The organism is Granulicatella sp. 572.rep1_STHE (assembly GCF_001073445.1).
GTDB classification, from domain to species: Bacteria; Bacillota; Bacilli; order Lactobacillales; family Aerococcaceae; genus Granulicatella; species Granulicatella adiacens.
On sequence record NZ_JVBO01000020.1, the window covers coordinates 79,759 to 91,459 of the forward strand.

The following is an 11,701-nucleotide window of genomic DNA, read 5'->3' on the forward strand; positions in this document are numbered from 1 at the left end:
CCTAACAAGTCTTTTTTGTGCATTTTTCATTCTTTTCGTTTATACTATTTCTGATGCATAGAACAAATTCAAGGAGGCTATTATGTCAGCAGTCATTCAAGCAGTTAAAAATAATCTAGACATTACTCAAAATAAACCTCTCAAAATTTCACTTTACGAAGCATTTCGTAAAACGATTATTTTAGGGGAGATTCCTGCCGGCACAAGAATTAACGAAAAAGAGTTTTCGACAGAATTAAATATTAGTCGTACTCCGATTCGTTATGCCTTAAACGAATTGACAAAGGAACATCTTGTAGAACATATCCCAAAGATTGGCGTTATTGTAAAAGGAATTTCCATCAAAGACGCTCATGAAATCTTTGAAATTAGAAAGTCCCTCGACACCTTAGCAACCATTAATGCTATGAAACTCATGACGAAGAAAGATTTCGAAGAACTCGCAGCCATCTTAGAGGAGTGCGATAAACTAAACGCTGAAGATAAAGTAGATGAAGTACTGGCTAACTTCACTACCTTTAATGACTTCATTTACGAAAAATGTCAAATGACTCGTCTAAAAGAAATCGTCAACGAACTCCGTACTTACGTGATATACTTCCGTGACTTATCGATTCGTTCATCCGAACGTCGCACAAAAGCACTGAACGAACACAAACTCATCTATCGCGGAATGCTCAACAAAGATGTGGAACAAATCACGCTCATTACTCATGAGCACTTAGACCGTTCTTTGCAATTTATCCTAAAACAAATGGAGACATTGCACATTGATTAATCCTGAGTTTTTAGCACAAGTGGCTACAGACGCCCTTCTACAAGAGGTGAATCTCGCGCCAAAACCAGGCCTCGTGGATCCCATTTCCACCGGCGCCCATAAGGACATGACAAAGGACACCTTCTACAAAAGTATCGAAGCGCTTCGTCCTTATTTACTCGCCTACGCCGAAGCAGGAGAGAACCACAACGGCACTCCACTCGACTTATTCAACGAGCTTCGCGCCCTTGGGAAACAAGCCGAAGCCGCGATGATGGCTGCCACAAACCATATCAACACCCATAAAGGAGCCAACTTCTCCTTTGCCCTGATTTTAGGTGCCACCGCACATACAAAAGGCAACATTCCAGAAGCCTTGCATTATTGCCACCTCATGACGCGCCATCTCATCGAAGTGGATTTTGCCAACCTCGACCAAAAAGAGCACCTCTCTTACGGGGAGAAACTCTACGTCGAACATGGCATCACAGGCATACGAGGCGAAGCAGCAACCGGCTACCCAAGCCTTGCAAAAGCCCTCGACTATTACAATACGCTAAACACGCATACCCCTCGTCACCGAGACCTACTCCTTCTTCTGTATCTCATGACCTTTGTCGAAGACGGAAACCTCATTCACCGCGGCGGAATCGAAGCGTATAAAAAGGTCCAACAAGAAGCCAAACTCCTCTTTGACAAAGCCCAAACGCTCTCAGAAGAAGAGCTCGCTAGCCGTCTCGAAGACTACGACAACGTCCTAATCGAGCGTAACCTCAGCCCAGGAGGAAGCGCAGACCTACTCTCACTCACCTTCTTCTGTCACAAAATACAACAAAACGGATGAACCCTCATCCGTTTTTTCTTTGCCCTTTTTGTTTTCTACCCAGCACATCGCTATTTACATCTTTTTTAGCACACACTTTATGCTCTCCCTTCCCCGCGCCAGAGAACGTGGCATGCACACACCTGTCGCCTTCTCTTATTCAAAAAAGGATTAACCTTTTTATTTATTCTTTCCCCCTGAGGCCTGATATTCGGAAAAATCTCGGATTCTATAATAGCAGTAATGGGGAATTGTATAAAATGCGAATTAGTGGGAGTTAGGAATTTATTCCTTACTCCTACTTTGAGGCTTTGAAGGTGAGAGACCATAGGCTCGAACCGGTACCCCATTACCGCTATTATGAAGATATCCGAGTATTTTGAAGAATATCGGGCCGAAGGCCCATGGTTTTAAATTAATATAAATAAAAAAGAGTTAACGCAGTTTGCGTTAACCCTTTCTGTCAGCTTTTATTTAATAAGAGCAAGTGCAGCTTGGATGTGTGCAATGCTGCGTTCTCTTCCAAGCAACTCAATCGTCTTACCGATAGCCGGCCCGTGTGTTTGTCCGCTCGTTGCCACACGAATTGGCATAAACAAGTTTTTACCCTTCACGCCAGTTTCCTTTTGAACCTCTTTAATGGCTGCCAAAATACTTGGCTCATCGAATGTTTCCATCGCTTCTAATTTAGACATAAAAGCATTCAATACTGTTGGAACAGTTTCGCCTTGAAGCACTTCTTTCGCTTCGTCGTTTTCCACTTCGAAATCTTTTCTGAAGAATAATGTTGATAAAGCAACAATTTCATTCATGTAGCTCATTTGATCGTGGTATAACGCCACTAATTTCACTAACCATGCATGTTCTTCAGGAGAAACTTCTTCCGCTACGATTCCCGCTTTTTTCAATTGCGCAATCGCCATTTCAGCCACTTCTTCTAATGGAGTTTTCTTCACGTATGTGTTGTTAATCCATTCTAATTTCTTCGGGTCGAAGGCTGCTGGTGATTTACCAAGACGTTTTTCGTCGAAGATTTCGATGAATTCTTCACGGCTGAAGATTTCGTGTTCGCCTTGAGGAGACCATCCTAGTAGCGCGATAAAGTTGAACATCGCTTCTGGTAAGTACCCTAAGTCTTTATATTGTTCGATGAATTGTAAAATTGATTCATCACGTTTTGATAATTTCTTACCTGTTTCCGTATTAATGATTAGTGTCATATGTCCAAAACGAGGTGGTTCCCAACCGAATGCTTCGTAAATCATTAATTGTTTTGGAGTATTAGCAATATGATCATCTCCACGTAAAACGTGAGTGATTTCCATGAAGTGGTCATCCACTGCTACTGCAAAGTTATATGTAGGCATTCCGTCACGTTTTAAGATAACGAAGTCGCCACCGACACTTGTAGACTCGAATGAGATTTCGCCTTTAACGATATCATCAAAAGCATAGGTTCCAGTCTTTGGAACGCGGAAACGAACAACAGGAGTGCGTCCTTCTGCTTCAAAAGCGTCACATTGCTCTTGTGTTAAGTGAGCGTGTTGCCCGCTGTAGTGAGGCATTTCGCCACGAGCACGTTGCGCTTCACGTTCTGCTTCCAATTCTTCCTCTGTCATGTAACATTTATACGCTTTGTCTTCAGCAATTAATTGCTCGATGAGTGGATTATAAATATGTTCACGTTCTGATTGACGGTAAGGACCGTATTTTCCTGGTTTATCTGGACCTTCATCCCAATCCATTCCAAGCCAAGTTAAGTTTTCTAATTGGCTTTCTTCTCCGTGTTCAAGATTTCTCTTGCGGTCAGTATCCTCGATACGGATGATGAACTCTCCACCATAATGTCTCGCGAATAAATAGTTAAATAGGGCTGTACGAGCATTCCCGATGTGCAAGTGCCCTGTTGGACTTGGTGCATAACGTACACGCACTTTATCTGTCATTGTAAAACTTCCTTTCTTTGTCATTCTTACTTATTGTAAAACTTTTCAAGCCATATTTCCATGATTAATTTACAAGTCTTCTAAAATATACTTGAAATCTTTCTCTTCCATTTTTTGAATCATAATAATCCCATCCCCTAAAGGAAGTAAGGTTGATTTTAAGGTTGGGTCGCTTTGTACTAAATCAAGAAACATATTGAGACGGCGATGAATTTTACGCACACGTCTTGGACGCTCCATCACATCTTCTAAAATCGTTCCTCCTTGGAAAATATCATCCACGACCAGCACGCCACCAACTTCTAGAACGTCCATGCAGTAGGGGAAGAACTCAATATATTTTGCTTTAGCACTATCCATAAAGAGGAAGTCATATTTTCCTTGTTCCAGTGTTGGTAAAATATCGGCTGCATCGCCTTCCAATTGGGTGATTCGGTCGGCTAAGCCTAATTTCTCAAAGTTTGCTTTGGCACGGCTATACATTAACTCATAGCGGTCAATGGTTGTGACTTTTGCCTGTGGTGAAGCTGTTGCCATTAGACTCGCTGAGAATCCAACTGCTGTCCCAATTTCTAAAACATTCTTTGGTTGGGTTAGTCCAACTATAAAATCTAGAAAAACAGCTGTTTCATGAGGAATAATGGGAATTCCTAATTCATTAGCCATATTTTCTAATTCGCCTAAGCCCCCCCGGAAAACGGCGTTGACTTGTGCGCATGTACTCGACCAGTTCCGGTTTGACAACGGGTCTGTGCATCATTTCGTTTAACATAAATTCTCCTTCGTTAGAATCCGCCACCGCCGGATCCGCCACCACTACCGCCGCTCGATCCGCCAGAGAATCCTCCGCCGAACCCGCCAGAGTTGCTACCTCCATTGACATAAGAGCTAGAACTGTTGTATGAGCTTGAGAAGGCACTATTAAAGTCCGCAATAGGATAGTAAATCGTTCCTGTTTGACTTGAATAGAACACACTGTCTGGTAGTTGGTCTGGTATTAATTTCTTCAACACTTTAATCACATGTTCCGCTACGCCTAAAGAAATGGCATAAACTAAGAAGTGATCCCACAGTTGAATACTTGGTAAATCTTCAATTCTCTTCATTGGAGAGAGGTCTTTCAGCATTTGTTTAAAGGCTTGCCATTGACGGTAACGGTACTCACCTTCAAGTGTACGTCTCTTTGCTGCTGCTCCACCTCCGATTAATGTCAGAGGAATTAAAACAAGGGCAAAGATAAACGTAAGGGCAGCCAATACTGGGTTCTTACTTAAAAGGCTCAACCCGAAAGTGGCTGCTACAAGTAGGAATACAAAACAACCTGCAAAATAGTTTCTCGCCTCTGGTTCTCCTTTTGTAAAACGGTCCACACGATGTTTTTCTGCAGCAGTATCCACTGCATTCAACCAACTAGTGGCTGCATTATAATACGCTTTTGGATGATCTTCAGCGTATTCTTTAATATCCTTTAGGTAGATGGTATCATCTCCACCGCCCACGTCTTCAAAGAGCAATTTCACTGCCAATTTCTCGTGACGAAGAAGTTTCGATACATCTCCAACGAGTTTAATTTCATGTGGTTGTGTTTCCGACAAGGTTAAAATCTTCTTGCGGACTAAATCCATAACCGTTGCACTTAAATCTTTCATCGTACTCTTGCCATAAATCGCTTTGTTCATAATAGCCGGAGTAATATCTTCAGGAATTTCAAAAAGATGATCTGGAACGTGAGGAACTTTTTGCAGTCTCTTACGGTTGGCAAAGAAGCCTTTAACCCACGCAAAGATTAAGTTCACAAACATCAATATCCACCCGATATACACACCGATAGACCCTAGCGTCTTCATGCCTTCTTCTTGTTGCAACAATTTTTCTTCTTGCGCCACAATCTCATCAAAGGCTTTTCGGTTCACTACATTGGTATTTCCTGGAGTCAATGTTTGTGGGAAAATCATATGCACTTCAACGAAATCCCCACTCTTATTAGAAGGAGCTGTGAAGGTCACAGACTTGTAGTCATCGGCAATTTTTACATTCCCGTTTTGACCAGCCCCATGTCCCCAAGCACGAAGCGTTTCTTTAGACGCATTTCCCGGAAGGTTAACTTTGACGGTGATGTTTTCTTGGTCGATTTCCCACTGTGTACCAACAACTTTACGGTTTAATTCCGCTGTGTCTTCGTAGTTTGTAATTAATTTTGGAATCGTATATTGGAAGGTAACGGTTCTTCTCGAATTCGAAAACGGTGTGAAGACTTTAAATTTTAATTTATCCCCTTCATGAGTGAGCTGATAGGTGCCACTCGTTCCCGTTGAATTTTGAGGCATTTCTACCGCTCCAGAACCCGTCTCCAAAAAGGCAGTTACATCCGTTGGTTCTCTAAACCCTGAGTAGTCTAAGTTATAGAACACTCCATTATAAGAACCATCTGCCTGAAACGTAATTTTTTCTAGAAACTGAACATCGCCGTTTTCTAAAATATTCACGGTGATATCGTACTTGTCTACTTTTAAGCTACGAGCATCGACACTCGAACTAAATCCAAAGAAGGCCACTAATCCTAATAAAAACGTAATGATGTAACGTATTTTTCGATTCATGTTTTCACCTCTAAACTGTCAAAAAAAGTGTGAAATCACTGCGGGATTGTCCACGAAGGAACTTCGCCATCATCTCACACTTGTTTGTACTCTCTTACATTACTGATCCAACAATATTTAATTTTTTCTTCAAGTAGAATTTAGCCGCTAATGCTGCTGCTCCAATGAGTAAGTACCATTCATAACTCATTACAAGATTGATGGCATTTGGAATGAAGGATTGGCTTGCTACGACTAAGAGTAACCAAGCGACCATCGCCACTGTACTTACTACTAAGTAACGAATGTATCCACGTTGACCTTTTGGATTGTCAAATTTAGGAGCATTTTTCGAAATAGCTAACATTACGAACGCTCCTGCGATAAAGTTGATAATTAATGTTAATAATCCCATTGGTTGTGAACCTGAGTCTGGATTTAACATCAACATCACTCCTGTTACTAGAGCGAATAAACCGCCTACTAATAAACCACCATCTAAAGCGATTTGCCAATCTGGAGATTTTGCATCTGGATCTTTAGCAGGTCCGTTGACAATCGCATGCACGCGTTCTGTTACCGTTCCGAATAATTGACGTGCAGTCACCCCTGATTTTTGATGTTCGATGATTTGAGGAAGCATCACTGATAATTCTTTTTCGACTTGCGCTTCGTCAAATCCTGCTTCTTTCAATGCGCGTTCTAATTGATAGATATATTGTTCATTTTTACTTGTTAATTTTGCTTTTTGAGCGTCTACTGACACTACTTCTGGTACGTTTTGTTCTGACATACTACAATCCTCCGTTATCCTTACACATTAAATCTAAAGAGCATTACGTCGCCGTCTTGCACGACATATTCTTTACCTTCTTGACGAACTTTTCCGTTCTCTTTTGCAGCTGTCATACTACCGTATTCCAGTAGGTCTGCATACGCAACCGTTTCGGCACGGATGAATCCACGCTCGAAGTCTGAGTGGATGATTCCCGCACATTGCGGAGCTTTCATGCCACGGCGGAATGTCCACGCGCGTACTTCTTGTTCTCCAGCTGTAAAGTAAGTCGCCAAGCCTAATAAGTGATACGCTTTTTGGATTAAGATGTCTAAGCCAGAAACTTCAATTCCCATTTCTTCTAGGAAGGCTTGTTTTTCTTCTTCCTCAAGTTCTGCCACTTCTTCTTCAATTTTCGCACAGATAACAACGACTTCTGCATCTTCTTTGGCAGCATAGTCTTCCACTAATTGTACGTATTGATTACGGCCGCCTTCCATCACGTCATCTTCGGAGATATTTGCGATATAAAGCATTGGTTTTGTTGTTAAAAGGAATAAGCCTTTCACGATTGGAAGTTCTTCATCAGTGAATTCAATCGTACGTGCTAATTTTCCTTCTTCTAACACGGGTTTGATTTTTTCTAAGACCGCTAGTTCTGCCACCGCGTCTTTATCTTTAGTTTTCGCAATTTTTGCCACACGAGCAATCCGTTTGTCCACTGACTCAAGGTCGGCCAACACTAACTCTAGGTTGATTGTTTCGATGTCAGCGATTGGGTCTACTTTCCCCGCCACGTGTGTGATGTTCTCATCTTCAAAGCAACGAACCACTTGGCAAATCGCGTCTACTTGACGGATGTGGCTTAAGAATTTATTCCCAAGACCTTCCCCACGGCTTGCCCCTTTAACGATCCCCGCGATGTCGGTAAATTCAAAAGTCGTCGGAACAGTTTTCTTTGGTTTTACTAATTCCGTTAATTTTTGTAAACGGTGATCTGGTACTTCTACCACTCCGACGTTTGGGTCAATTGTCGCAAACGGATAGTTCGCCGCTTCGACCCCTGCTTTTGTAATTGCATTAAATAATGTTGACTTCCCAACGTTTGGTAAGCCGACGATTCCAGCTGTTAAGGCCATTTGTCACACTCTTTCTTTATTTGTTTTCTTCGGCCGCTACTACAGTGACCTTTTTCATCTTCTTCTCGAATTCCCGTCTTGGCATTAGGACCATTTGACCACAGTGATCACACTTGATACGAATGTCCATCCCCATACGGATGATTTCCCAGGAATTCGTCTGGCACGCATGCGGTTTTTTCATTTCCACATGATCGTGTAATTGATACGTTGTTCCTGCTTTCATAAAGACTCCTTTATTAATCGTCTAATTCGATTTCTAATACTTCTAAAATACGGGTTAAATCTTTTTGAGAAAGATACTCGATTTCGATTTTACCACGTTCGCCTTTTTCAACGATTTGCACGCTTGTTCCGAATTTATCCATTAAACGTTCTTCCGATTCAACGATATACATCGATTTTTTCGGTTTTTGGATTTTCTTCGTGGTTTTCTTAACAGGTTCATTGATGGATTGGACTAAAGTTTCTAAGGCACGTACCGTTAGATTTTCTTTCACGGCCTTTTTAGCCACAGCACCAATTTTTGTTTGGTCTTTTAATCCAAGAAGCGTACGCGCATGCCCTGCTGAAAGAGATCCATTTTGTACGAGTTCTTGTACTGCAGCTGGCAAGGTTAGTAATCGTAAGAAGTTCGCCACGTATGAACGGCTCTTCCCTACTCGGCTTGCTACTTCTTCTTGTTTTAATTTCAATGAATCCATTAATGTACGATACGCCATCGCTTCATCTAAAGGCTTCAAGTTCTCGCGTTGTAAGTTTTCAACAACTGCGATTTGAATCATCGTTTCCTCTGAGTAGTCACGTACAATAGCTGGAATCGTTTCTTTCTCAGCTAATTTAGACGCACGCAGACGACGTTCCCCAGCAACTAATTCATATCCTTTAATTTTAGATTTGCGCACGATAATCGGTTGGAAAACTCCATTTTGGCGAATCGATTCCGCTAGTTCTGCTAAACCTTCCTCATCAAACTCTTTACGCGGTTGATAAGGATTTGGACGAATCTCTGAAACAGCAATCTGTTGAATTTGCTCAGTTTCTTGTACTTGTTCTAAGGCATCGAGGGTATCTAAGTCATTCATAAACAACGCGTCGATTCCACGTCCAAGGCCTTTTCCTTTTTGATTTTTACTCATGTGCCAACACTTCCTTTGCTAACTCCATGTATACTTCCGCACCTCTAGAACGGGGGTCATAGTCCACAATCGCTTGCCCATAACTTGGTGCTTCAGACAGACGGACGTTTCGAGGGATGATTGTTTTATAGACTTTCTCACGGAAATACTTAATCACATCCTCTTTGACTTCATTTCCCAAGTTCGTACGCGCATCGTACATCGTTAGGAGAACGCCCTCAATCTTCAACTGAGGATTAAAGTGCTTGCGAACCATCGTGATGGTGTTCATGAGTTGTGATAATCCTTCCAACGCATAATATTCGCACTGCACTGGAATTAATACCGTATCACTAGCGGTAAAAGCATTCATCGTTAAATGACCTAGTGAAGGAGGACAGTCGATAAAGATATAATCGTAATCATCTTTGATTTTCTTCACAGCCTCTTTCAATCGTTGCTCACGGCGAGGTTGACTCGTTAACTCAATTTCCGCACCTGCTAACTGAATCGTCGAAGGGGCAATCATCAAGTTTTCACGACTCGTCGGAACAATCACGTCCGCCATCGGTACTTGGTTGACTAAAACATCATATACATCTTGTTCGAGTTCCCCTTTTTGTACGCCAAGACCGCTCGTTGCGTTCCCTTGAGGATCACTATCAATAATTAATACTTTTTTGCCATTGACCGCCAACGCAGCCGCTAAACTGACGGTTGAAGTTGTCTTTCCAACTCCACCTTTCTGATTGGCAACGGATATCACACGTCCCATACTCTTCCTCCATGTTTCTTGTTCTAAAAAAGGGAGAATGCAAGCATTCTCCCTCTCGCATGTCTACAAAATGTTCTTCATTTCTCGCAATATTTTGTTCTTTTCTATTGTAACAAAAAAGTGCCTTTTTTTGTAGTCATACCGGTTTATTTTACGAAAAAAGCTCTGCCCTTACTGAGGCAAAGCTTTCTTTTGTTGTTCATTGAATTGTAAGTACGCAATCGTATATTCTTTGCGGGTTTGCTCGCCTTCATCAACAACTGTAATCTCCACATTTGTGATGAGATTTCCAGCGGCATCGGTCTTGATTTTCAACTCCACTTTTGACGTATCATTCGTCGCAATTCCAAGAATGGACGTTAATGCCTTACGAATCGTTTCATCGTCTCCAGAATAGGATTTCTCATAACTTTGCCACTCCTTCGTCCAAGGAACGAGTTGATGGATTTCTTTGGTAAATTGAACCAGTTTTGCATATGGAAAAACGACTGTGTTTTGTAAGCTGGAAGTCGCTGTAATGGTTTGTTCCCATTTATCTTGATAATAGCGAATAAAACCGATATTCGCATCGGCAATCACTTCGAGTTGATTCGTCACTTTCCCGGAAGTCTTATCGATTTTAGAACCGTATCCCGTACCATCTTTCCAAGCGCTCGCACTGGCAATGGTTTGGGCAGAAGGCGTTTTCGTCCCTTCTTTATAGTCCGATTGCTTTACGGTAATATGATAATTTGCAATCGAGTCAGCAGAAGTGACTACTTGTTCTTGCACTGCTTCGGTCGATAAACTCTTCCCACAAGCCGTCAAAATGAATAGAAACGCTATAATCATCGTACTTTTAATCCATTTCATCATTCTACCTCCTCCTTTATCATCCGTTTCATTATAGCAAACTTCCTCTCAAAATTCCTATAATACAAAACATCTTCCACATAAAAATCTCTACAAAATAAGCTGGGCACAAGGCCCAGCTTATACAGTTTGCGTGGCAACGTCCTACCCTCGCAGGGAGAAACCCCCAACTACTATCGGCGCTAAGAAGCTTAACTTCTGTGTTCGAGATGGGAACAGGTGTATCCTTCTTGCCATCGTCACCACACTTTATTTCTGAAAAAACTTTCGTTCTTTCAAAACTGAATCTATATCCAACTCCATCAATCTACCAGCTATACAACTCGTGGTTAAGTCCTCGACCGATTAGTACTAGTCCGCTCCATGCCTCGCGGCACTTCCACTTCTAGCCTATCTACCTGATCGTCTCTCAGGGGTCTTACTCACTTAATGTGATGGGAAATCTCATCTCGAGGGGGGCTTCACGCTTAGATGCTTTCAGCGTTTATCCCGTCCACACATAGCTACCCAGCGATGCTCTTGGCAGAACAACTGGTACACCAGCGGTGTGTCCATCCCGGTCCTCTCGTACTAAGGACAGCTCCTCTCAAATTTCCAACGCCCGCGACGGATAGGGACCGAACTGTCTCACGACGTTCTGAACCCAGCTCGCGTACCGCTTTAATGGGCGAACAGCCCAACCCTTGGGACCGACTTCAGCCCCAGGATGCGATGAGCCGACATCGAGGTGCCAAACCTCCCCGTCGATGTGAACTCTTGGGGGAGATAAGCCTGTTATCCCCAGGGTAGCTTTTATCCGTTGAGCGATGGCCCTTCCATGCGGAACCACCGGATCACTAAGCCCGACTTTCGTCCCTGCTCGACTTGTAGGTCTCGCAGTCAAGCTCCCTTCTGCCTTTACACTCTTCGAATGATTTCCAACCATTCTGAGGGAACC

At 42.5% G+C, this 11,701-nt stretch carries 10 protein-coding genes, 2 rRNA genes and 1 pseudogene; 2 read left to right on the top strand and 11 right to left on the bottom strand.

Translation table 11 applies throughout. The features are described from left to right. Positions 1-82: 82 nt before the first annotated feature. A complete protein-coding gene (locus ADH99_RS05315) occupies positions 83-778 on the top strand; it encodes a GntR family transcriptional regulator (protein WP_049555126.1) in 696 nt (231 codons plus the stop codon). Continuing rightward, on the top strand, positions 771-1,601 hold the full coding sequence (gene citG / locus ADH99_RS05320) for a triphosphoribosyl-dephospho-CoA synthase CitG (protein ID WP_049555127.1): 831 nt from the start codon (positions 771-773) through the stop codon (positions 1,599-1,601). The genes ADH99_RS05315 and citG overlap by 8 nt, the downstream gene beginning before the upstream one ends. A 449-nt stretch (positions 1,602-2,050) precedes the next feature. Here the strand turns inward: citG and gltX are convergent, their stop codons facing one another. The 11 genes and pseudogenes from gltX to ADH99_RS05375 all read right to left on the bottom strand — a co-directional run. Then, on the bottom strand, positions 2,051-3,526 hold the full coding sequence (gene gltX, locus ADH99_RS05325) for a glutamate--tRNA ligase (RefSeq protein WP_049555128.1): 1,476 nt from the start codon (positions 3,524-3,526) through the stop codon (positions 2,051-2,053). Positions 3,527-3,595: 69 nt separating this feature from the next. Further along, a pseudogene (locus ADH99_RS05330) lies at positions 3,596-4,298 on the bottom strand (O-methyltransferase). 13 nt (positions 4,299-4,311) lie between these two features. Then, positions 4,312-6,126: a DUF2207 domain-containing protein gene (locus tag ADH99_RS10520; RefSeq protein WP_049555129.1), complete on the bottom strand. Its 1,815-nt coding sequence runs from the start codon at positions 6,124-6,126 to the stop codon at positions 4,312-4,314. Positions 6,127-6,220: 94 nt separating this feature from the next. Beyond that, entirely contained in the window at positions 6,221-6,898 is a 678-nt protein-coding gene (locus ADH99_RS05340; protein ID WP_049555130.1) for a DUF1129 domain-containing protein, read from the bottom strand. 20 nt (positions 6,899-6,918) lie between these two features. Further along, positions 6,919-8,019 carry a redox-regulated ATPase YchF gene (gene ychF / locus ADH99_RS05345; protein ID WP_049555131.1) on the bottom strand — a complete coding sequence of 367 codons (1,101 nt, stop codon included), beginning with the start codon at positions 8,017-8,019 and terminating at the stop codon, positions 6,919-6,921. Between the two features lie 16 nt (positions 8,020-8,035). Continuing rightward, positions 8,036-8,245, bottom strand: a complete 210-nt coding sequence (locus ADH99_RS05350) for a DUF951 domain-containing protein (protein ID WP_048711626.1) — start codon at positions 8,243-8,245, stop codon at positions 8,036-8,038. Between the two features lie 13 nt (positions 8,246-8,258). Further along, positions 8,259-9,158: a ParB/RepB/Spo0J family partition protein gene (locus ADH99_RS05355; protein ID WP_049555132.1), complete on the bottom strand. Its 900-nt coding sequence runs from the start codon at positions 9,156-9,158 to the stop codon at positions 8,259-8,261. Beyond that, positions 9,151-9,912, bottom strand: a complete 762-nt coding sequence (locus ADH99_RS05360; RefSeq protein ID WP_049555133.1) for a ParA family protein — start codon at positions 9,910-9,912, stop codon at positions 9,151-9,153. The genes ADH99_RS05355 and ADH99_RS05360 overlap by 8 nt, the downstream gene beginning before the upstream one ends. 171 nt (positions 9,913-10,083) lie before the next feature. Further along, a complete protein-coding gene (locus tag ADH99_RS05365; protein WP_049555134.1) occupies positions 10,084-10,767 on the bottom strand; it encodes a hypothetical protein in 684 nt (227 codons plus the stop codon). A 128-nt stretch (positions 10,768-10,895) separates the two neighbouring features. Continuing rightward, positions 10,896-11,011 (bottom strand): 5S ribosomal RNA (rrf, locus tag ADH99_RS05370). A 78-nt stretch (positions 11,012-11,089) separates the two neighbouring features. Next, positions 11,090-11,701: ribosomal RNA gene (locus tag ADH99_RS05375) — 23S ribosomal RNA — on the bottom strand; the annotation flags it as partial.

Coding starts and splice junctions, on each gene's coding strand:
- ychF (WP_049555131.1), bottom strand. CDS start 8,019: ATGGCCTTAACAGCTGGAATCGTCGGCTTACCAAACGTTGGGAAGTCA.
- ADH99_RS05365 (WP_049555134.1), bottom strand. CDS start 10,767: ATGATGAAATGGATTAAAAGTACGATGATTATAGCGTTTCTATTCATT.
- gltX (WP_049555128.1), bottom strand. CDS start 3,526: ATGACAGATAAAGTGCGTGTACGTTATGCACCAAGTCCAACAGGGCAC.
- ADH99_RS05360 (WP_049555133.1), bottom strand. CDS start 9,912: ATGGGACGTGTGATATCCGTTGCCAATCAGAAAGGTGGAGTTGGAAAG.
- ADH99_RS05350 (WP_048711626.1), bottom strand. CDS start 8,245: ATGAAAGCAGGAACAACGTATCAATTACACGATCATGTGGAAATGAAA.
- ADH99_RS05315 (WP_049555126.1), top strand. CDS start 83: ATGTCAGCAGTCATTCAAGCAGTTAAAAATAATCTAGACATTACTCAA.
- ADH99_RS05355 (WP_049555132.1), bottom strand. CDS start 9,158: ATGAGTAAAAATCAAAAAGGAAAAGGCCTTGGACGTGGAATCGACGCG.
- ADH99_RS10520 (WP_049555129.1), bottom strand. CDS start 6,126: ATGAATCGAAAAATACGTTACATCATTACGTTTTTATTAGGATTAGTG.
- ADH99_RS05340 (WP_049555130.1), bottom strand. CDS start 6,898: ATGTCAGAACAAAACGTACCAGAAGTAGTGTCAGTAGACGCTCAAAAA.